The sequence below is a fragment of the Flavobacterium limi genome, assembly GCF_010645075.1.
Taxonomy (GTDB): domain Bacteria; phylum Bacteroidota; class Bacteroidia; order Flavobacteriales; family Flavobacteriaceae; genus Flavobacterium; species Flavobacterium limi.
Genome location: NZ_JAADZV010000005.1, coordinates 84,887 through 105,581, shown reverse-complemented (window position 1 = coordinate 105,581; position 20,695 = coordinate 84,887). Strand labels below are relative to the sequence as shown.

17 protein-coding genes are annotated in these 20,695 nt (G+C 35.5%); 6 read left to right on the top strand and 11 right to left on the bottom strand.

Going from position 1 to position 20,695, the window contains the following annotated elements; translation table 11 throughout:
* The first annotated feature begins 46 nt into the window (after positions 1 to 46).
* A complete protein-coding gene (locus GXM16_RS11865; protein ID WP_163394658.1) occupies positions 47 to 790 on the top strand; it encodes an acyl-[acyl-carrier-protein] thioesterase in 744 nt (247 codons plus the stop codon).
* A gap of 102 nt (positions 791 to 892) precedes the next feature.
* On the opposite strand, the gene GXM16_RS11860 is transcribed toward GXM16_RS11865, so the two are convergent.
* From GXM16_RS11860 to hutH, 3 genes are read right to left on the bottom strand one after another with little or no spacing between them, the layout of a single operon-like run.
* Positions 893 to 2,233: an inorganic phosphate transporter gene (locus GXM16_RS11860; RefSeq protein WP_163394657.1), complete on the bottom strand. Its 1,341-nt coding sequence runs from the start codon at positions 2,231 to 2,233 to the stop codon at positions 893 to 895.
* 33 nt (positions 2,234 to 2,266) lie between these two features.
* On the bottom strand, positions 2,267 to 2,911 hold the full coding sequence (locus GXM16_RS11855; RefSeq protein WP_163394656.1) for a DUF47 domain-containing protein: 645 nt from the start codon (positions 2,909 to 2,911) through the stop codon (positions 2,267 to 2,269).
* A gap of 48 nt (positions 2,912 to 2,959) precedes the next feature.
* The gene (gene hutH / locus GXM16_RS11850) at positions 2,960 to 4,474 is read right to left on the bottom strand and encodes a histidine ammonia-lyase (protein WP_163394655.1); all 1,515 of its coding nucleotides are present in this window, start codon (positions 4,472 to 4,474) and stop codon (positions 2,960 to 2,962) included.
* 559 nt (positions 4,475 to 5,033) lie between these two features.
* Here hutH and thrA point away from each other — a divergent pair.
* The 3 genes from thrA to thrC all read left to right on the top strand — a co-directional run bounded on the left by thrA (position 5,034) and on the right by thrC (position 10,065).
* On the top strand, positions 5,034 to 7,481 hold the full coding sequence (thrA, locus tag GXM16_RS11845; RefSeq protein ID WP_163394654.1) for a bifunctional aspartate kinase/homoserine dehydrogenase I: 2,448 nt from the start codon (positions 5,034 to 5,036) through the stop codon (positions 7,479 to 7,481).
* 91 nt (positions 7,482 to 7,572) lie between these two features.
* Positions 7,573 to 8,496, top strand: a complete 924-nt coding sequence (locus GXM16_RS11840; RefSeq protein ID WP_163394653.1) for a homoserine kinase — start codon at positions 7,573 to 7,575, stop codon at positions 8,494 to 8,496.
* Positions 8,497 to 8,775: 279 nt separating this feature from the next.
* Complete coding sequence (thrC, locus tag GXM16_RS11835) at positions 8,776 to 10,065, top strand: threonine synthase (protein WP_163394652.1); 1,290 nt, start codon at positions 8,776 to 8,778, stop codon at positions 10,063 to 10,065.
* Positions 10,066 to 10,151: 86 nt separating this feature from the next.
* Here the strand turns inward: thrC and GXM16_RS11830 are convergent, their stop codons facing one another.
* The 3 genes from GXM16_RS11830 to GXM16_RS11820 form a co-directional block, all read right to left on the bottom strand.
* The gene (locus tag GXM16_RS11830) at positions 10,152 to 11,945 is read right to left on the bottom strand and encodes an RDD family protein (RefSeq protein WP_163394651.1); all 1,794 of its coding nucleotides are present in this window, start codon (positions 11,943 to 11,945) and stop codon (positions 10,152 to 10,154) included.
* A gap of 319 nt (positions 11,946 to 12,264) precedes the next feature.
* Complete coding sequence (locus tag GXM16_RS11825) at positions 12,265 to 13,647, bottom strand: MFS transporter (protein WP_163394650.1); 1,383 nt, start codon at positions 13,645 to 13,647, stop codon at positions 12,265 to 12,267.
* Positions 13,648 to 14,134: 487 nt separating this feature from the next.
* Positions 14,135 to 14,905 (bottom strand): class I SAM-dependent methyltransferase, encoded by a 771-nt coding sequence (locus GXM16_RS11820; RefSeq protein ID WP_163394649.1) that lies wholly within the window; start codon positions 14,903 to 14,905, stop codon positions 14,135 to 14,137.
* Positions 14,906 to 15,026: 121 nt separating this feature from the next.
* On the opposite strand from GXM16_RS11820, the gene GXM16_RS11815 reads away from it, so the two are divergent.
* The gene (locus GXM16_RS11815; RefSeq protein ID WP_163394648.1) at positions 15,027 to 15,614 is read left to right on the top strand and encodes a hypothetical protein; all 588 of its coding nucleotides are present in this window, start codon (positions 15,027 to 15,029) and stop codon (positions 15,612 to 15,614) included.
* Positions 15,615 to 15,635: 21 nt separating this feature from the next.
* Positions 15,636 to 16,142, top strand: coding sequence for a GNAT family N-acetyltransferase (locus GXM16_RS11810; protein WP_163394647.1), 507 nt, complete (start codon positions 15,636 to 15,638; stop codon positions 16,140 to 16,142).
* Positions 16,143 to 16,437: 295 nt separating this feature from the next.
* Here the strand turns inward: GXM16_RS11810 and GXM16_RS11805 are convergent, their stop codons facing one another.
* The 5 genes from GXM16_RS11805 to GXM16_RS11785 all read right to left on the bottom strand — a co-directional run bounded on the left by GXM16_RS11805 (position 16,438) and on the right by GXM16_RS11785 (position 20,646).
* The gene (locus tag GXM16_RS11805; RefSeq protein ID WP_244307518.1) at positions 16,438 to 17,307 is read right to left on the bottom strand and encodes a phospholipase A; all 870 of its coding nucleotides are present in this window, start codon (positions 17,305 to 17,307) and stop codon (positions 16,438 to 16,440) included.
* A gap of 335 nt (positions 17,308 to 17,642) precedes the next feature.
* Positions 17,643 to 18,026, bottom strand: a complete 384-nt coding sequence (locus GXM16_RS11800) for a DUF3037 domain-containing protein (RefSeq protein WP_163394646.1) — start codon at positions 18,024 to 18,026, stop codon at positions 17,643 to 17,645.
* Positions 18,016 to 18,798: a HipA family kinase gene (locus GXM16_RS11795; RefSeq protein WP_163394645.1), complete on the bottom strand. Its 783-nt coding sequence runs from the start codon at positions 18,796 to 18,798 to the stop codon at positions 18,016 to 18,018. The genes GXM16_RS11800 and GXM16_RS11795 overlap by 11 nt, the downstream gene beginning before the upstream one ends.
* A gap of 188 nt (positions 18,799 to 18,986) precedes the next feature.
* Positions 18,987 to 20,033 (bottom strand): RluA family pseudouridine synthase, encoded by a 1,047-nt coding sequence (locus tag GXM16_RS11790; protein WP_163394644.1) that lies wholly within the window; start codon positions 20,031 to 20,033, stop codon positions 18,987 to 18,989.
* Positions 20,023 to 20,646, bottom strand: coding sequence for a PASTA domain-containing protein (locus GXM16_RS11785; RefSeq protein WP_163394643.1), 624 nt, complete (start codon positions 20,644 to 20,646; stop codon positions 20,023 to 20,025). The genes GXM16_RS11790 and GXM16_RS11785 overlap by 11 nt, the downstream gene beginning before the upstream one ends.
* Between the last annotated feature and the right edge of the window lie 49 nt (positions 20,647 to 20,695).

The window sequence follows — 20,695 nt, the reverse complement described above, 5'->3', positions numbered from 1 at the left end:
TTTCAAAAAATCTAAAATTCTAACAATCTAAGAAGTCTTAATCAAAATGCCAATATCACCAAACTTCACATCCATTCTAAGCAAAGACTGGGAAATCAATTTTACACAATGTACCCCTAGCGGTTACCTAAAATATACAGATCTCTGTAATATTTTACAATTGACAGCTGCAGCACATTCTGAAATTGGCGGTATCAGCTTTTATGATATGCAGGAATTTCACCAGGCATGGGTTTTAAGCCGAATGCGTGTAGAAGTCGACGCTTTGCCAAAATCAGGAGATATTGTAACGGTAACTACCTGGATCAACAGTCTGGAAAATTCACGCTCAGTACGTGCTTTGGAAATGCATGTCAACGGAAAAAAAATAGTAGGATCAGAAACATATTGGGCTGTTTTTAACACCCAATTACGCCGTCCTGAAGCTTTGGCCTTACCGTTTGAACATTTTGAGCTATTTCCGGATAAAAGAGCCACAACAGAAGGTTTTTCAAAAATAAACATCAACCACGAAAAAGAATTTGTGTTTGAAAAAACCGTCTATTTATCGGATCTGGATATTGTCAATCACGTTAATAATGTCAAATACCTCGAATGGTGTTTAGATCATGTTGAACCTAAAAAAATCCTGAAACAACAAGTACAAAGTTTTGAAATGAATTTCATGAAAGAACTGTCTTTAAAAGACACGGTTGAAATTCACGAAAACGATGATAAAGAAAACTCCAGATTCAGCATTACAAAAGGAGAAAAAACCTGTTTTGCATTGCAGTTAAACTGGAAACAATAGAAAAAACAAAAAAAAGCTGGTTTCAAATTAAGAAACCAGCTTTTTATTATGATATATCAATGTGATATTTACAACTCACATTTCACAAAAACCATTTCACACTTAGATAAATACACTCAATACAAAGTAAACCAATCCTGCTAATAAAGCTGAAATAGGAATCGTCAATACCCAAGCCCAGATCAAACTTACGGTTACCCCCCATCTAACAGCAGATACACGTTTCGTTAATCCAACCCCGATGATAGATCCTGTAATGGTATGCGTTGTACTTACCGGAATTTTTAAATGCTCTGTAAAATAAAGCGTCAAAGCACCTGCAGTTTCGGCAGCAACACCTTCAAACGAACTTACTTTTGTGATTTTGGAACCCATTGTTTTTACAATTTTCCATCCTCCGCTCAAAGTTCCCGCAGCAATTGCAGAATAACATGCCAGAGGAATCCAGGGCGGCATTCTAAAAGCACCATCTTCTGAAGGAAGAGCAACATCCAGCCAAGGATCCATATGAACACCAGGATTTGTATTAATATAAACTACAACTGCCGCTGCAATTATTCCCATTACTTTTTGGGAATCATTTCCTCCGTGACCTAAACTGAAAGCTGCAGAAGACAATAACTGCATTTTCTTTAATGCTCCATCTGCCTGATGAAGATTCAGACTACTAAATATCAAACAAAAAGCACTCACAGTCAATACTATAAACGCTACTAAAAGCCATTTAATATTATGCGGTTCAAAAGCAACACTCCAAAAAACAGAAGATTCAAAACGAGGCTTATGTCCGTCTTTTATAATTTCCTCATAAGGAACCATTTGCGTATAAACAAACCAAATAGTTGCAATCATTAAAAGAACTGTAAATATTTTTGGCCAGATATTTTTTCTTGAAGCATTTAAAAGCCAAATAGAAATTAAGTATGATGCCAAAGCCCCTACTAACGGTGCCAGTACTATAAAAGCAATAATAATAATGACCCCAGAGGGCATTCCTCCATCTTTACCAGCTTTGTACCAGCTTACAATTTCGTACCAGTAATGTGTGGTCCCATCTTCGCCAACATAACCAGAAAAACCATGAACCGCAATGGCATGTGCCACAGCAGCACCGGCAAAACCTCCAATTAATGTGTGTGAAGAACTAGAAGGGATTCCTAACCACCAGGTCAGTAAATTCCAACAGATTGCAGCTATTACTCCAGCTAAAATTACCACCAAATCTATTTGCATAGTATCTGCAGTTTTAGCAACAGTATCTGCAACACCAAATCCGAAAACCCAATAAGCCAGAAAGTTAAAAAATGCTGCCCAGACTACAGCCTGAAAAGGTGTCAGTACCTTTGTAGCAACAACAGTAGCTATAGCATTTGCCGCATCATGAAAACCATTGATGTAATCAAAAATTAAAGCTAATACTATAATAATTATAAGTATAGTCATAAAATTATAACTTCAGAATTGAAATAAATTGAATTAAGAATGTTTTACAGAAATAGATTCCAGTATGTTGGCAACACTCTTACATTTGTCAGTTGCTGATTCTAAAACAGACAACACCTCTTTATATTTAATAATATTTTTAGCGTCTGTTTCGTTTTCAAAAATTTCAAAAACTGCTTTGTTATAAACGTTATCAGATTTGTTTTCCAGTTTGTTGATTCTGGTACAGGCATCTTTGATAACTTTGAAATTCTTTAAATTTCTCAATTCTTTTACTGCACTGTCAATGTTTTGACAGGCCTCAAGATTGATCTCGGTCATTTTTCTGATTGATTTTGTAATCTTATCAACCTGATACAATTTCATTCTGCTTGATGCTCCGTGCAGGTAATCGGCAACGTTATCAATTGAAGTAATCAAGGTATGAATATCTTCTCTGTCAAAAGGAGTGATAAAGTTTCTGCTCAGCTCCAGATTGGTTTGACGTGTAATGTCTTCTCCTTTTTGCTCTAATTCATCAATTTTCTGAAAAAGAACTTCTCTTTCTTTTAATGGAAGATTTACAGCTTCGTGTAAGTTAGAAGCTAATTCAATTAAATTGCTTGAAGCTTCTTCAAAAAGTGGAAAGAATTTCTTGTCTTTCGGCACTAAAAATTGGAAAATACTGTTTATTGACATTTTTATATTTTTGATAGTGCAAAATTACTTCAATAATATTTTACAATGTTAAGCCATTGTTAACAAATCGTTTTCAATTTGGAAACTATTGAGAAACAAAATAGTCTTCTCAATATCATAATGTAAAATTCTGTCTTCTTTGACCAAAGGCACAATTTCTCTGTAACTACTCAAAAACATTTCGATGAAATCACTTGATTTTAAAGGCTCTCTGTATGCAATTGCCTGTGAAGCATTTAATAATTCGATTGCCAGGATACGCTCTAAGTTATCCATAACCTTCAAGGCTTTTGTTGCTCCGTTTGCCCCCATACTTACGTGATCTTCCTGCCCGTTACTCGAAACAATGCTATCTACACTTGACGGTGTTGCCAGTTGTTTGTTCTGACTGGCAATACTGGCAGCTGTATATTGCGGAATCATAAATCCTGAATTTAGTCCCGGATTATCAACCAAAAACGCCGGAAGATTTCGCAATCCTGAAATTAACTGATACGTTCTCCTTTCAGAAATACTTCCTAATTCGGCGAGTGCAATTGCCATAAAATCCAACGCTAAAGCCAATGGCTGTCCATGGAAATTCCCTCCTGAAATAATGTGATCGGATTCGATAAATATATTAGGATTATCGGTAACCGAATTGATTTCGGTCTTGAATACCTTTCTAACATAATCAATCGCATCTTTTGAAGCACCATGAACCTGAGGCATACAGCGGAAAGAATACGGATCCTGAACATGTTTTTTTTGCTGCGTAATGATTTCACTTCCTTCCAGAAACTCATTAATTCTTTGAGCCGTTATAATCTGACCTTTGTGAGGACGTATAAAATGTATCAATTCGTTAAAAGGTTCAATTCTGCCATCAAAAGCTTCCAATGAAATGGTTCCAATCAAATCTGCCAGATACGAATATTTGTAAGCTTTCATCAAAATATGAACACCGTAAGCGCCCATAAACTGTGTTCCGTTCAGCAATGCCAGTCCTTCTTTTGACTGCAAAACAATTGGTTCCCAGTTAAAATGCTTTAAAACTTCTGCAGCATCTTTTCTTTCTCCTTCAAGATACACTTCGCCTTCTCCTAATAATGGCAAAGATAAATGTGCCAAAGGCGCTAAATCCCCTGAAGCTCCAAGCGAACCCTGAGTAAATATTACAGGAAGAATATCATTATTATAAAAATCAACCAGACGGTTTAATGTCGGTAACTGTATTCCCGAATGTCCGTAACTTAAAGACTGAATTTTAAGAAGCAGCATCAATTTTACAATTTCGGCAGGAACTTCGTCGCCAGTTCCGCAGGCATGGGACTTCACTAGATTTTCCTGAAGTTTAGATAAGTTTTCATCTGAAATTTTTACACTGTAAAGCGATCCAAAACCTGTATTGATACCATAAATAGGCTCAGGATGTGAAGCCATTTTTTTATCCAGATAATCCCTGCACTTCTGAACATTTACTTTTGCTTCTTCAGACAATTCTAATGCCTTGTCGTGACTTAAAATTTCCTGTAAAGTCTCTAAAGTTATGGTTTCAGTACTAATATAATGGATTTCCCTCATGGTGATTTCAAATTAAAACATCAAAATTCAACAAATCAACATTAAAAAGCAATTTTTTATCACAATAATTAAAATTTAAAGAGAAGCATTTTTTGAAAATTATTTATTTCATAATAATAAATTGAGACCAACAATAATGATTTGGGGCTTATTTTCCAATTAAAAACAAATTCAGCTATAAAGTAAACAACCCTTTAAAACCAATTGAAATATATCAAAACCACAACTTAACATATCTAATTTTAACAAATACTCAATATTGATTTTATATCATCTGAATTATTAAAATATTCGCAAAAAGGCATTTTAACTTTTTAACTTTTACAAAAAACTGTACTTTTGAAAAATCAAAAATGAAAAGTAACAGCGTAAAATATCACTCTACAATGACAACTCTATCAGAAGTTGCAATTGCTGCTACCATTATTTCTACTACAACAACTACAACCCCTTAGGGGTATACATTTTCACATATAATCCTGTTTATCTATACTTTTTTCTGAAAGAAGAAAGACTTTGGATACATAAAAATATTTGCATAAAAGAAAAAAACATCAAAATGAAAGTATTAAAATTTGGCGGAACTTCTGTAGCCAATGCGCAAAATATAAAACTCGTTCTCGAAATTGTTAATCAAAAAGCTAAAGATGGCAAACTGGTTGTTGTGGTTTCTGCCCTAAGCAAAGTAACCGATATGCTTCAGTTAGCAGCAGCAAAAGCAGCTGAAAATGACGAAAGTTTCCGTGAAGTCGTTGCTGAAATCGAGAAAAAACACCTTGACACGTTAAAAGAATTAATTCCGGTTAGCGAGCAAAGCAGTTTGTTAAGCCATATCAAAAGAATCATCAACCATCTGGAAACCTTATTGGACGGATGCTTTTTATTGGGGGAATTATCACCAAGAACGGCTGATACTGTTTTGAGTTTCGGCGAATTGCTTTCTTCTTTCATCATTGCGCAGGCATATCAGCAAATTGATAAAAATGCTGTTTATAAAGACAGCCGCGAATTGATTAAAACAAATGCTGATTTTGGTAAAGCGGTTGTGAATTTTGAAATTTCAAATGTTTTGATTCAGGAATATTTCACAGAAAATGATTCAAAAATTACTATTTTACCAGGATTCATTGCCCAGACCCTTGACGGAATCACTTCTACTTTAGGCCGTGGAGGTTCTGATTATACGGCTGCTATTATCGCAGGAGCACTTGATGCAGAACAGCTGGAAATCTGGACTGACGTAAACGGAATGTTTACTGCTAATCCAAAAATTGTAAAACAGGCTCAGCCAATTGCGACTATTTCGTATCAGGAAGCAATGGAATTATCGCATTTTGGTGCAAAAGTGTTGTATCCGCCAACTATCCAGCCGGTTTTGAGAAAAAACATTCCAATTCTTATCAAAAATACTTTTGAGCCGGAAGCGGAAGGTACTTTGATTTCAAACAAAATTTCAGAACAGACAACTCCTGTAAAAGGAATCAGCCATATCGAACATATTTCATTACTAACACTTGAAGGCCCGGGAATGATTGGGGTTTCTGGTTCATCAAAACGTTTGTTTGAAGTATTGTCTCACGAAAAAATCAATGTTATTTTCATCACTCAGGCGTCTTCTGAGCATTCTATTTGTATCGGAATCCTGAATTCGGATGCTGATAATGCAGAAGAAGCGATCAACAAAGCGTTTGACGTTGAGATTTTACAAAATAAAATCGATCCGTGTATCGTAGAAAAAGACCTTTGCATTATAGCTTTGGTAGGTGAAAACATGAAAAACCATCAGGGGCTGAGCGGAAGAATGTTTAGTACTTTAGGAAAAAACAATGTGAATATCCGTGCCATTGCACAGGGAGCTTCAGAAAGAAATATCTCTGCTGTAATCAACGAAAGAGATGTCAAAAAAGCACTGAATACTTTACACGAAAACTTCTTTGAGGAAAACACCAAACAGCTGAATTTATTTGTAATGGGTGTTGGAAATGTAGGTGAGAAATTCATCGAGCAGATTCACAGCCAGAAGAAATTCTTAAAAGATGTTTTAAAAATCAATGTTCGCGTGATTGCTTTGTCAAACTCCAGAAAAATGATTTTTGACGAAGATGGAATTTCCCTTAAAGACTGGCAGTCGACTTTAGACAAAGGCGAACCTGCTATTGCAACAGAATTCATCGCAAGAGCAAGAGAATTGAACCTGCGTAACAGCATTTTTGTAGACATTACAGCAAATGCAAGCGTTTCTGAAATGTATGAGAAATTCTTAAAAGAAAGTATTGCTGTTGTAACCTGCAACAAAATTGCGTGTTCTTCTGCTTATAACAATTATAAAAAACTAAAAAGCTTATCTCGCCAGTACAACGCTCCGTTTTTATTTGAAACGAATGTAGGTGCGGGATTGCCAATTATCGATACGGTGAAAAATCTAATTGCTTCAGGCGATAAAGTGCATAAAATTCAGGCGGTTTTATCCGGAAGTCTGAATTTCATTTTCAACAATTTCGATAAAAACAATTCTTTTCACGATGTGGTAAAAGAAGCCGGAGTTCAGGGATTCACAGAACCGGATCCAAAAATTGATTTAAGCGGAATCGACGTTGCCCGTAAAATCTTAATCTTAATTCGCGAAAGCGGTTACGAAATGGATATTGACGCCATCGCCAACGAATCGTTTTTACCTGCCGAATGTTTAGCGACAACCAATAATGAAGACTTTTTTGCTTCGTTAATCAAACATGCTGCTCATTTTAACGGAATTTACGAAGAAGCTTTAGCGAAAGATTCAAGATTGAAATATGTAGCACAATTCGAAAACGGAAAAGCAAGCGTAGGGTTGCAATTCATTCCAAAAGATCATCCTTTTTATAATCTGGAAGGAAAAGACAATATCGTTTTGTTCTACACCGATCGTTACGTAGATCAGCCTTTATTGATCAAAGGTGCCGGAGCCGGTGCAGCTGTTACGGCTTCTGGAATTTTTGCGGATGTTATTAGAATTGGAAACGTATAATTTAGTCTGAAAGTCGAATGTCATAAAGTCGGAAAGAAAAAGACTTTTATGACATTCAACAAGACTTTCGACTTTAAGACTTTAAAACTTTATGACTCAGATTAAACTTTTTTGCCCGGCTACAATTGCGAATCTTTCGTGCGGATTTGACGTGCTTGGACTTTGCTTAGACAATGCGGGTGACGAAATGATCGTTCGAAAATCAGATCAGAAAGGCGTTCGGATTACTAAAATTGTGGGGGCTGATCTGCCTTTGGAAACAGAAAAAAATGTTTCGGGTGTGGCAGCATTGGCAATGTTAGCAACTTTAGACGAACTGGATTTTGGTTTCGAAATTGAAATTTATAAAAACATCAAAGCCGGAAGCGGAATCGGAAGCAGTGCTGCCAGTTCTGCCGGAGCGGTTTTCGGAATCAATGAATTGCTTGGCAAACCCTATTCCAGAAAAGATTTGGTTCAGTTTGCGATGCAGGGTGAGAAATTAGCCAGCGGAAACGCGCACGCTGACAACGTTGCTCCTGCCCTTTTAGGCGGATTTACTTTGGTAAGAAGCTACGCACCGCTTGATATCATCAGAATCGACAGTCCGGAAGAATTATTCGCAACGGTGGTTCATCCGCAGATCGAATTGAAAACTTCTGACGCTCGTTCGGTATTGAAACAAACCGTTTCCCTAAAAAGCGCCATTATGCAATGGGGAAATGTAGGCGGATTAGTCGCAGGATTATATACCAAAGATTACGAATTGATCGGACGTTCACTTCATGATGAAATCGTGGAACCATTAAGAAGCGTTTTGATTCCGGGATTTGATCTAATCAAACAAACGGCTTATGAAAATGGTGCTTTAGGTTCGGGAATTTCAGGTTCTGGCCCATCTATTTTCGCTTTAAGCCGAGGAAAAAACACTGCAGACCAAATCGCAAAAGCCATGAGCGAGGTTTACGAAAAAATGAATTTGCCGTATGAAATTCACGTTTCGAAGATTAATCCGGATGGAGTTAGGATTTTGTAAAATGTGAAATGTGAATTGTAAAATGTATTAAGTACGAAGAATTAAGACAAAGTTTGTCAGGCTGAGCGAAGTCGAAGCCCCGAAAAGTAAAGACACAACGTAAATACACACAGTTTGTCATTTCGACGTAAGGAGAAATCACTGAGGGAGAGCAACCTACTGTTGTCGAGTTTCTGGTGTGATTTCTCCTCCGTCGAAATGACAAGAAAACCGAATATAATTGTTGGAATTTGCATTTTCAAAATATTGGAATTTGCATTTTCAAAAATCTAAAATAAAATGAAATACTACAGTTTAAACCATAATGCCCCAAAAGTTTCGTTTCAGGAAGCGGTAATACAAGGATTAGCGAGTGACAAAGGATTATATTTCCCTGAGAACATCACGCCTTTAGATCCTTCTTTTTTTGATACAATCGAAAGTTTAAGCCACGAAGAAATTGCTTTTGAAGCGATTAAACAATTCGTAGGCGACGAAATACCAGAAGCAAAACTAAAAGAAATCATTGCTGAAACACTTGTTTTTGATTTTCCGGTAGTGAAAGTTGAAGACGGAATCTATTCATTAGAGTTATTCCACGGACCTACAATGGCGTTTAAAGACGTTGGAGCACGATTTATGTCACGTTGTCTGGGTTATTTCAATAAAGACAAAAAAGATTCTAAAAACACTGTTTTAGTAGCAACTTCGGGAGATACAGGCGGAGCTGTGGCGAGCGGATTCCTTGGTGTTGATGGTGTAGATGTTGTGATTTTATACCCATCCGGAAAAGTGAGCGATATTCAGGAAAAACAATTGACGACTTTAGGACAGAATATCAAGGCTTTGGAAGTTGACGGTGTTTTTGACGATTGTCAGGATATGGTGAAAAAAGCATTTTTAGACGAAACTTTAGCGCATAAAAACCTGACTTCGGCGAATTCTATTAATATTGCGCGCTGGTTACCACAGATGTTTTATTTCTTCTTTGCTTACAAAGCGTTAAAGAGCCAAAACAAACCATTGGTTTTCTCCTGCCCAAGCGGAAATTTCGGGAATATCTGTGCAGGAATTATGGCAAAAAAATTAGGTTTGCCAATTGAACATTTCGTAGCTTCTACCAACGTAAACGACACGGTGCCAAGATTCTTAGAAAACGGAAATTACGACCCGAAACCTTCTAAAGCAACAATTTCTAACGCCATGGACGTTGGAAACCCAAGTAACTTTATCAGGATTCAGGAATTGTACAATAATGACTTAAAAGCTTTCGAAAAAGACTTCTCTTCTTATAGCTATACTGATGAACAAACTCTTGAAGCTCTAAAGAAAATTTATAACACAGACGGCTATATCGCAGAACCACACGGTGCTGTTGGTTATTTAGGTTTGAAAAAAGAACTTGAAAAATATCCTAACGCCATTGGTATTTTCTTAGAAACGGCGCATCCAATTAAATTCCTTGATGTGGTTGAACCTGCATTAGGAATTACGCTTCCGATTCCAACACAGATTGAGAGTGTTATTAATGAGGAGAAAGTGAGTGTGAAGATTTCTAGTTATGAGGAGTTGAAGAATTTCTTGGTGTAAAATAAATCCATTTAAAAATTAAACCGCAGATTCACAGATTTTATAATTTGTGCTGCGGTTTTTTTATTTAATTTAAATTACAAAAATCATAATGGCTTAATAATAACATCGGAATCACCATTATTAGATAATATTTGATACTTATATTTTTTCCCTAAAGAATCTTGCACCGAAATAGTAAAATCGGAATTCTTAATATTATCCCCTTTTCCTTTTAAATTCAATACGGAATCATTCGAATAATTGCCTCTAAAAACAGGGATTTGTACTGGAATTATTGTGTTATCAACAGTCCACGAAACATCATCCTGATTACTTTTTACTGCAATTAATTTTGATGAAATTCCTAAATTACTAATTCTAAGATTCAATTCCGTAACTTTGTAATTCAGCTCTGATGATACTCCTTTTTCAATTTTAAGGATAGGTTTCCCTAATGCAATTACATTTAATATAAAATAATTTTTATTATCTTTTAATAATTTAAAACCGAATCCATCAGGATTATTAACTTCATGATTTTCAATTTTCAACCATTCTTCTGCTGAAATTATTGCTTTCGATAAATCTTTTTTATTTACCGAAAAACTGTCCAATTCATTGAAAAAGTACTTTTCTTTATTTCTAATAATTGATTCGTCATCTGGATAATTATAATCATTAGAATCAATCTTATTAAAATATATCTTATCTCCTATTATTTTAATAACTTTTAATATATACTGTCCATAATCGTTAGAACCATAATGATGAATTATTATAATATCCCCAATTACAAGATTTGAAACAGCGAGCTTATTATGTATTATTTTTTGCTCATAAACTTGCCGTTGATAGCTTTCTTTTTGATGCTTGCTATAAAAAGTTTGTCCTAAACATAGTACAACCAAGACACCTATTATTGTAAAAAGACAGCGTAGATATTTATTTCCCGAAACTCCAATTCTTTTCTCCTGAAATACCTCAGTAGCTGACCAGTTATCATGTAAATTATAACCAAACAAAAAGGTAATAGGATTAAGAGGAATATTACGGCAAAAATTTCTTAGAAAAATCCCTTTAAAATTAGTTGGTTTCCCTTCATAATCCATCACTTTTGTCTCGGTTAAAAACTTCGCTGGACTTGCTTTAAAAACTAATTCAAAAAATAAATAATAAACAAATCGGAATGATAACAAATACAAAAAAACAATAAAATCTTTAGATGAATCACTTTCAAATCGATGTTCTATTGAAGTATTATTAAATGCAGCACTATCTATTTGTGAATACATATATACCAAATTTTTGACAACACTAAATATTGATGAATAAATAATTAACCATACAAAACTATCAATCAAATAATTAAAAAATCGTTGTCCTTTTGTTGCAACAGTATATACTTTTGAAATATGTTCTCCATAAACTTTTTCAGAAAAATCCAACTCTCGCTGGGAATTTAAATATTTAATAATTCTAAAAGAAATAACAATTATCAAAATATGAAATATATAATATAGAATCGAATAAATCCAACTAAAATTGGTATCTAACTCAGGATGTAATGTTCTTAATTTAGCAGAAAGATAAAAGTTGTAAATCCAAATAGGAACAAATACAAATTTTGAAATTAAAATCACTGAATATATAAATCGTAAAAGCCTTGTTTCCTTATATTTTGAAACTAAATAAACAATTATACCAACTATAAAAATCACGTAAAAAAACAAGTCTACGATTCCAAAATCATGAAAATATTCTCTTAATAATTCCGATTTACTAAACGGAAGAACAGAAAAAAATGGTATTAATTCACGGTATTCGAATGAATACAGAAAAACACTCATCAATCCCAAAAAAGATAATATGACTGAAATAATTGCAATTGCTTTTTTCATAAGGAAGTTTTTTATAAAACTAACTAAAATTGCCTAAATAAACAATCTATAAAGAGCCTTATCTGATTTGTATGATTTAATAAATTTGTTCCAAAATCAAAGACATTTTCCCAAAGGCTAGCACGAGCGTCCCGCTCGTGAACACAAAGAAAGACAAACTTTAAATACAAAATTCCCAAGGCTGGCGCAAGCATCCCGCTCGTGACGCAAAGTAATCTAATTGAACTTACTACAAAATATTCCAAAAAAGAAAGGCTCTCTTTATCCGGAAAGCCTTTCTTTTTAAACAAAAAACAGATACTATTTCGTTTTTGTAAATTTAAGATTTTATTGTTTGGTACGCTAAATTCACAGCTGCAGGTAATTTCTCTTCTTCTTTATCTTTAACTAAAAGTTTTATAGCCAAAACTACAAATCCTGTTACCAAAATAATGATTCCCAATACATAAAAAGCACTTGTGTAATCAATCAAATCCTTGGTTTGTGATACGCCGCTTTCGTCAATCACGTCTTTCGTAAATTTAACCGCTTTAGCTTTGAACAGAAAAGCAATCAGCATCGCTCCTATATTTCCGCCTGCTCCTACAATTCCGGCAACACTGCCTACCGCTTTTGGATTCACGAAAGGCACAAGACTATAAGTTGCTCCATTTGCCATTTTTAAACTCATTCCAAACAAGAACATTAAAAAGATAGCAAGCCCTAATTGATTTGTCATACCAAAGAAGATAACACCTACACCTTCTATAAGAAGCAGTAAGGCAAGCAATAAATTTTTTCCGGAAAAACCATATCTCTTACCTACTTTGTCGGCAACGATTCCGCCTAATGGTCTTGCAAAAAGATTGATTAATCCAAAAATACCTGCGCAGATTCCTGCCGTTTTCAAACTGGCACCAAAAGTATCTGTAAAATAAATCGGAGCAAAATTATCAATAGTGATCTCAACACCAAAACAAGCTGCATAAGCAATGGTCAAAACCCAGGTACGGTAGTCTTTTACAGCCAGCATAAAGGTGTTTTCTTTATTGGCTGTTTCTATTCCAAGTTCTTTATAGTTACCATTTGGCAAATCTTTGGTAAATCGTAAATATAAAAAAGCAAAAACCAATAATAGTACTCCGGGAACAATCATGGCATATCTCCAGCTGTCTTCCTTAGTACACACTCCTAATCCCACAAATCCGGCTGCAATAAGAGGCATGGTAATATTAGCCAGACCGGCACCTGCATTACCAAATCCTCCTGCTGTAGCATTGGCAGTTCCTTTAATGGATGGGGCAAACATTACTGAAGTATGAAACTGTGTGATTACAAAAGAAGCACCAATAACTCCGATAGCCAATCTAAAAAACAGGAAACTTTCATACGATTGTGAAATACCAATCAGTAAGACCGGTACGGAGCAAATCACTAATAACCAGGTATAAATAATTCTTGGCCCAAATTTATCAACCAATCGGCCTATTAATAATCTGGCGATAATGGTTGCCGATACCGACGCAATCTGAATGTTACCCAATTGGTCTTTTGTCAGGTGCAATTGCTCTTTGGCGATTGGCATAAGTGATGCCATACCAAACCATGCAAAAAAGCAAAAGAAAAATGTTAACCATGTAATATGGAAGGTACGCATCTGAACTCCCTTGCCACTAAAAATATTTAAACTTGAAAGCGGTTGATTTGTTGAAATTGAACTCATATCAAAAAAATTTAATCGTTTAGTACTGTTTATTTTTATAAGTATCCAACTTACGTCTAAGTATTTTACTTATTTGTACAGCAAAATTAAAAGCTTAACTTGGAATAAAAACTGCCAAAACGCAGTTTTTTGAAAAAAAATAAGTATTTATACTTAAGTACTTCATTTCTATTCTCAACAAATTAACCGCGCAAGTACGTAATAAAAAAATTTAAATTAAATTCTCCCTGTCAGCGCGGAATCACGCTCATGTGTACAAAAACCTGAATTGAATTCAGCAGCCTTTACGTAAAGTAATATAAAATGGCTTTCAAGAAGTTTTAGGTGAATTACAGACCTACACTGACTATTGCTATCCCGACAAAGGAGAAGGAGAACGCCAACTAAGTGAATTGGAGAAACAATCTCCGTTCGAAGTCGAAAAAGATTGAGGATTTTGATGGCGAAAATGCTTGCAGAGATTACCCTTAAGACGTAATTGTAAATTTTATTTCCTCGTTCCTAATAAATACAAAATTTTAGTCGGTCCGGATTTTACCCTTCCAACTTCCCAATTGAAATTTTCTTTATTATCTAATTTAGAAACCAATTCGTCCATTTCTTCAACAGAATACGTTCGTAAAGAAGAAACTACGCCATCCCATACTATTAAAAGCGGCACAATCGGAATCAGATAAGTAAAAATGATTCGACCAATATGAAATGGTCTTATAAACGGTGCTGTCACCAAAACGCTAAACGGAGAAAAAATCATTGCCATAATACTCTGAAAACTTCTTTCCTGCCCTTCAAAAATGGCGATTGAACTGTTGCTGTCAATCGCATTCTGCAGAATCTGCTGTGCGTCTTTGGGTTTAAAATGATGAAAGGACAAAAATTGCGTTCGAAGTCCTTTTAAGTTTTCAGGAACATTTCTGGCATCAACCTGAGTTTTTACAAAATCGAAATTATCGGCTTGTTTTTGTGTGTGTTCGAATGCGGGAATATTGGGAAAATAATCCGTGAGCAGGATTTTTAAATCGGGATTGTGTTTCCTCAATTCGGTGTTGAGCCAGATGAGTCCGCCGCCGCCGCCAGAGGCGAGATCAATAATCTGATTGGTCTGACTTTGTTTTAGTCCTTTTTCGATTATCGGAACTATGCCTTTGTACATCGCAGTTTTATTAGAAAGAAACTGTAGAAAGTCAGTCATGTAATTTCTAATAAACTCCGGAAGCCATTGCTGATCTTCAAATTCGAATAAGTGTTTTCTGCTCATACTTTACTGATTTGGGTTTTATACAAATTTCAATATTTTTTCAGATATTTCCGTACAATTTTAAATAAGAAATGAACACTTTTTTTGTAGCTTCGTTTTCACTCAAACAAACAATAGAACTATGATCCGAATTTGCGCGTTATTATCATTAATACTTTTGACATCCTGTAAGGAAAATGAAACCGTTAACAGAAGTAATGAAGAACCAAAAGCATTACAGGGAAAAAGTATTGATTTTGGAAGATTTCGATCTCCTAATGATTTAGTAAATGATTTGTATTCAGAGCTTGTGAATAAATCTCCCAAATTAAAAGCTTTAGAAAGTGAATTAAATGAATTTAATCCTCAAGATACTTTAAATAGCTACTATGGCTATGATCAGAAATCAAATGATTACTACCTTTCTGCAAGAAATCAGGCAGATTTAATTACTGATAGTATAATGAAGCAAAAGATTCTAAATCTGATTAAAAAAAGTGAAGAAAAATATGTTTCTGAAAAAACTGATTTGAAAGTCTTAATAAAAACTATTAACCAAAAGCGAAACAGTATATACGATTATCATAATACACTGAAAATCGTATTAACTCTTCCTCTTATTGAAAAATATCAAAAAGAACATTTGCCTAAAAATGACCCTTTTGTAAAAATGATTGAAAAAGAAAATGAATTAATTCAAAAGGTAAAACAGAATACTCCAAAATATTAATTTGGATTAAAGTTACAACACATGATTACAAAAGCAACTTTAGAGGATATTCCCGCATTAGCAAAATTAATCAACTCCGCTTACAGAGGAGAATCCTCCAAAAAAGGCTGGACAACCGAAGCGCATTTACTCGAAGGTAAAAGAACCGACGAACAAGAAATGACCGAAATCTTTATGGATCCAAAAAACACGATTCTTAAATTTACTGAAAATGAGGAAATTACTGGTTCGGTTTTATTAGTTGAAAAAGGAAATCAATTGTATCTCGGAATGCTGACGGTTTCGCCTGAACTTCAAAACAGGGGCATCGGGAAAAAGCTGTTGGCTGAAGCAGAAAATCAGGCGAAAGCTTTGGGATTGTCTAGTATAATTATGACGGTTATTTCGGTTCGTGAGGAACTTATTGCGTGGTATAAACGTCATGGTTATGTGGATACAGGCGAGCGTGAGGCTTTTCCTGAGAGTGGTATTCATGTTACGGTTTCTGATGAGCCTTTGGAGTTTATTTATTTGGAGAAGAAACTTTAGAGTTTTGCCGAAGATTCGCAAAGTGTTACGCAGAGATTCACTAAGTTTTTTTACTTCGCAAAGTCTTTCACGCAGATTTTAAAAAGATTTAAGCAGATATACGCAGATTATCATTTTTAAATCTGCTCAAATCTTTAGAATCTGCGTGAAATTTTTTTTTAATCCTTAAATAGCTATTTTCAATTCGTTACGGGTTATACAGAGATTCGTAACATTTTCTTTCAATCTCGCAAAGTCGCGAAGACGCAAAGTCAATTTAGAAAATATCCTTTTATAAAAAAAATGGCTTTTAACCTTAGAAAATCCCCATATTCTCAGGTTTAATTGTAAATCCCAAACGTATCATGCTTCTATGCTCCTGATAGTATATTAAACTTTCTGTGTAGCCTACAAACCATTGAAGCGTGAGATAATAATTTTCGTTTTTGTATGGCCTCCAGTTTAACTGTGTCTGCAAAGACCCATAATTAATAAGGCCGCTTCCCTTTCTGAAAAGAATATCTGCACTCCATCGTCCGGGTTGTATCTGATAAGTGGCACTCGCTTCGCCATAACCTACGTATTTGGTTAGTCCGGGATTATCGTCCTTATCCACAAGAGGAAACCATCCTCTCAAACCCACTATCCAGCGTGGTGAAATCTGTGATTTTAAAGAGAAAGCCAGCATGTTCCAGGTTCGTGAATAAATGGAATCCCTGCCATTTGATTCATGCTCTAGTGATATTGCCCCATAGGTAAGTCTTCCTCCTTTTAAATAAAACGGACGAACAATAGCTACACCCGGATTAAAATTAATTTCTTCAAATGGCTTAGAACTTGCATAAATATCCCAAAAAGCTTTTTGGGTGTACATCAAATACGGAAAAAAACCTCCCCATAATGGCTCTGAATTCAATCTCAGCTTAAAACTCACCTGATATTTAACATCTGCATTATCACTGGTGACATGCTTATTGATTGGTATTCCTGTCAAAAAATAATTATCCCTGTGAACCGAAAAACTAGGTTCTTTCAACAGTGAATCTGCAGCCCGGAAATCTTTTTTAGATTCTATAATAGGTTCTAAAATTTGAGAATTTACTGTAATAGAAAATAAAATAATAAAAATCAATAGGTATTTTGAGCGCATTCTGTAATCTAAATTTGGATTATTGTTTTGATACAAGTTATAGTATTTCAACACAAAATATTAACTCAAAAAAACAAGAATTAACCCAAATAAATAAATTATGAAAAATGTGCGGTTTTAAGACGATAAAACACTTCTGCTATTTTAAAGAAAAGCTTAAGTGTAGTACCACAGAGATGCACTAAAGGCAATACAGAGATTCGCAAAGTTTTCACGCAGATTTAAAAAGATTTAAGCAGATGCACGCAAGATTATCTGTTTATAATCTGCAGAATCGGCGTGAAACAAAAAACTTTGAGCCTTCTGGTCTTTGCGAGATTCATTAAAACAAAACTTAAATTATCTTATATAACTTATATGGTAAAAAAAGGTTACAAGACAAGTTCTTCAAACAACCTCTGAATTGTCTCTTCCAAATCCGCGCACAAACCCGGATGAGGTCTTGAAGTCTGAATGGCAGAACTCCTAATCGCTGTTAGCCATCGAAAACGGGAAGGGATATCCATTTCTCCGATTGGCCCGCCATCTTTGTCGCCACTTGCAATTTTCTTGAGTGCGGTTATATTGCAATGCAGCTGCTCGATATCAAAATCATTGGAAAGGGCTTGTATTTTGGCATCATCGATATGCGACAATACTTTTATAAATTTGGCTTTTTTGCAAAACAAAATGATTCCGATATTCAGAAATTCTTCGCGCTCTACCCTTGGCACCACACGAATTACGGCGTACTCATATAAGTGATTATCTTGCATTTTGAGCCTGATTTACGAAAATTTCGGAATGGTTTAATCGGGTCTGTAAAAACTTCAAATACACGTTTCGCAAGGCTTCAGGGGTTTCATCTGTATCTTCCCATTGCAGCCATTCCAGCGGAATCGTATTGACAATTTCTTCTAATATTTCAGGAGTCAAAATCGATCTAAACTCAGCATCGACTTCTTTCAACAATGAAGCCTGAGGCAGTAAAACGTGATCTTTAATCAAAGCAAACGGACTTTTGGCATGCTCCTCCCAGTTGTTCCAGGAATGGTGAAAATATAAACACGCACCGTGATCAATCAGCCATAATTCCTTATGCCAGATCAGCATATTGGTGTTTTTAAAAGTTCGGTCAACATTGGTAATATAAGCGTCCAGCCAGACAATCTGCGAAGCTTGTTTATCGTCAACGGTTGTTACAACGGGATCAAACGTAATAGCGCCTGATAAAAAATGAAGCGCCAAATTGAGTCCCTGACTTCCCTGTAGTAAATCCTGAATTTCCTCATCGGCTTCCGTACGGCCAAAAGCTTCATCGAGATTAGCGAAAACCAATTCCGGAAGTTGTAATTTTAGGGCTTTTGCAATCTGTCCGCCTACCAATTCGGCAATCAAAGCTTTTACGCCGTGTCCGGCACCTCTAAATTTCAGGACATATTTAAAATCGTCATCGGCTTCTGCCAAAGCGGGTAAAGATCCTCCCTCGCGCAAAGGCGTGATATAACGCGTAACATTTACCGTTCTAAGATCGAAATTGTTTTTCATACAGGTAAAATATATTTCATAAGCAGTCTTTACTATCTTACAAACTTACTCATTTAGGAAATTAGATTTTTATACTTCGCTAATTTTTGAATTTCAAAATTCCCACAATTATAAAAAGAAAAGCTCCATCAGGAGCTTTAAAAATATTTAGTAGAATTATCTAATTGACAAATTGCCACATTATCTAATTAATTCTCTTCATCCTCAACATGATGTGATTTCGAATAATTACGCCATTTTTCAATACAGTCCTGGAAATCCTGAGGCAATTCGGTATCAAAACGCATCATTTCACCCGAATTCGGATGCACAAAACCAAGTGTTTTAGCATGCAGTGCCTGACGTGGCAAAGCTTTAAAACAATTTTCAATAAACTGTTTGTATTTAGTAAAAGTCGTTCCTTTTAAAATCAAATGACCTCCGTAACGTTCATCATTAAACAACGGATGACCAATATGTTTCATATGTGCCCGAATCTGGTGTGTCCTTCCTGTTTCCAGTCTGCATGAAATCAAAGTCACATAACCAAAACGTTCCAGAACTTTATAATGCGTAATAGCAGGTTTCCCGATTTCAGGATCCGCAAAAACAGCCATTTGCATACGGTCTTTTAAGTGTCTTGCAAGATTTCCTTCGATGGTACCGCTGTCTGCAGTGACATTTCCCCAGACAAGAGCGACATACTCACGCTCTGTGGTTTTAGCCTCAAATTGTTTTGCTAAATGCGTCATTGCAGCTTCCGTTTTGGCTATGATCAAAAGTCCGGACGTATCCTTATCGATTCTGTGAACCAAACCTGGACGTTCGCTGCTGTTCATTGGCAGATTTTCAAAATGAAAAGCCAGGGCATTCACCAAAGTTCCGGTATAATTACCATGTCCCGGATGCACTACCAATCCGGGTGGTTTATTGATCAGTAAAAGCGCCTCATCTTCATAAACGATATCCAGTGGAATATCTTCCGGATCTACTCTGTTCTCAAATGGCGGATGCGACAACATTACTGTAATCACATCAAAAGGTTTTACTTTGTAATTTGACTTAACCGGAATATCATTCACAAAAATGTTTCCGTTAGTTGCCGCATTCTGAATTTTATTTCGTGTGGCGTTCGGAATCAAATACATCAAATATTTGTCAATACGCAAAAATGCCTGACCTTTTGGGACTTCAAATCTGTAATGTTCGAATAACTCGTCTTCCAGATCTAAATTTTCTTCACTATTATTGTTCATCAGCCGGGGTTTCTTCAATTGGCGCAGCAGTACTGTCTACAGCCTCACTTTCATCTACATAACTTGCTTTTCCGTCTCCTAAAACCAGGTCGATTTTAGACGCTTTCAGCACACGGTCACCTACCTTCAGGTTTCTTCCTTTGTAACGCATCTCCAAAACCATGTCTTTTCCAAGATTCGGAATATAGGTAATCGTTCCTTCCTGAAGTCCTAAAGCTTTCAGCGTTGGAACCGCTTCACGATACGTTTTTTCAATTAAATCCGGAATTCGAACAGACGAAAATCCTGATGCATTAATTTTAATATATATTTTTCTTCCAACTTTTACCTTTGTTCCCGGCAGCGGATCCTGCTCTACCACACTAAATTTAGGATATTCGCTTCTGTAATCAACACTATCCAAAAGCACATAATCCAAATCCAGTTCATCCAGTTTTTCTTCTACCTGTTCTTCAGTCAGTTTCGATAAATCCGGAACCGCAATTTCGTGTCCGTGATCTGTTGTAAACGTCAGCCAGTGCATAAACAAATAGCCTATAACAGCAATAATAGCAGCTGCACCCAACACTTGTAAAAAAAACACACGGCTCGTTAAATACTTACGTAAACTCATAAATTTATTTTTAGATGAACGCAAAGATAAAGCTATTTCGTTTCAAAAA

Excerpts from the sequence above, each read along its gene's own strand:
- GXM16_RS11865 (WP_163394658.1), top strand. The coding sequence starts at position 47 with ATGCCAATATCACCAAACTTCACATCCATTCTAAGCAAAGACTGGGAA.
- GXM16_RS11860 (WP_163394657.1), bottom strand. The coding sequence starts at position 2,233 with ATGACTATACTTATAATTATTATAGTATTAGCTTTAATTTTTGATTAC.
- GXM16_RS11855 (WP_163394656.1), bottom strand. The coding sequence starts at position 2,911 with ATGTCAATAAACAGTATTTTCCAATTTTTAGTGCCGAAAGACAAGAAA.
- hutH (WP_163394655.1), bottom strand. The coding sequence starts at position 4,474 with ATGAGGGAAATCCATTATATTAGTACTGAAACCATAACTTTAGAGACT.
- thrA (WP_163394654.1), top strand. The coding sequence starts at position 5,034 with ATGAAAGTATTAAAATTTGGCGGAACTTCTGTAGCCAATGCGCAAAAT.
- GXM16_RS11840 (WP_163394653.1), top strand. The coding sequence starts at position 7,573 with ATGACTCAGATTAAACTTTTTTGCCCGGCTACAATTGCGAATCTTTCG.
- thrC (WP_163394652.1), top strand. The coding sequence starts at position 8,776 with ATGAAATACTACAGTTTAAACCATAATGCCCCAAAAGTTTCGTTTCAG.
- GXM16_RS11830 (WP_163394651.1), bottom strand. The coding sequence starts at position 11,945 with ATGAAAAAAGCAATTGCAATTATTTCAGTCATATTATCTTTTTTGGGA.
- GXM16_RS11825 (WP_163394650.1), bottom strand. The coding sequence starts at position 13,647 with ATGAGTTCAATTTCAACAAATCAACCGCTTTCAAGTTTAAATATTTTT.
- GXM16_RS11820 (WP_163394649.1), bottom strand. The coding sequence starts at position 14,905 with ATGAGCAGAAAACACTTATTCGAATTTGAAGATCAGCAATGGCTTCCG.
- GXM16_RS11815 (WP_163394648.1), top strand. The coding sequence starts at position 15,027 with ATGATCCGAATTTGCGCGTTATTATCATTAATACTTTTGACATCCTGT.
- GXM16_RS11810 (WP_163394647.1), top strand. The coding sequence starts at position 15,636 with ATGATTACAAAAGCAACTTTAGAGGATATTCCCGCATTAGCAAAATTA.
- GXM16_RS11800 (WP_163394646.1), bottom strand. The coding sequence starts at position 18,026 with ATGCAAGATAATCACTTATATGAGTACGCCGTAATTCGTGTGGTGCCA.
- GXM16_RS11795 (WP_163394645.1), bottom strand. The coding sequence starts at position 18,798 with ATGAAAAACAATTTCGATCTTAGAACGGTAAATGTTACGCGTTATATC.
- GXM16_RS11790 (WP_163394644.1), bottom strand. The coding sequence starts at position 20,033 with ATGAACAATAATAGTGAAGAAAATTTAGATCTGGAAGACGAGTTATTC.
- GXM16_RS11785 (WP_163394643.1), bottom strand. The coding sequence starts at position 20,646 with ATGAGTTTACGTAAGTATTTAACGAGCCGTGTGTTTTTTTTACAAGTG.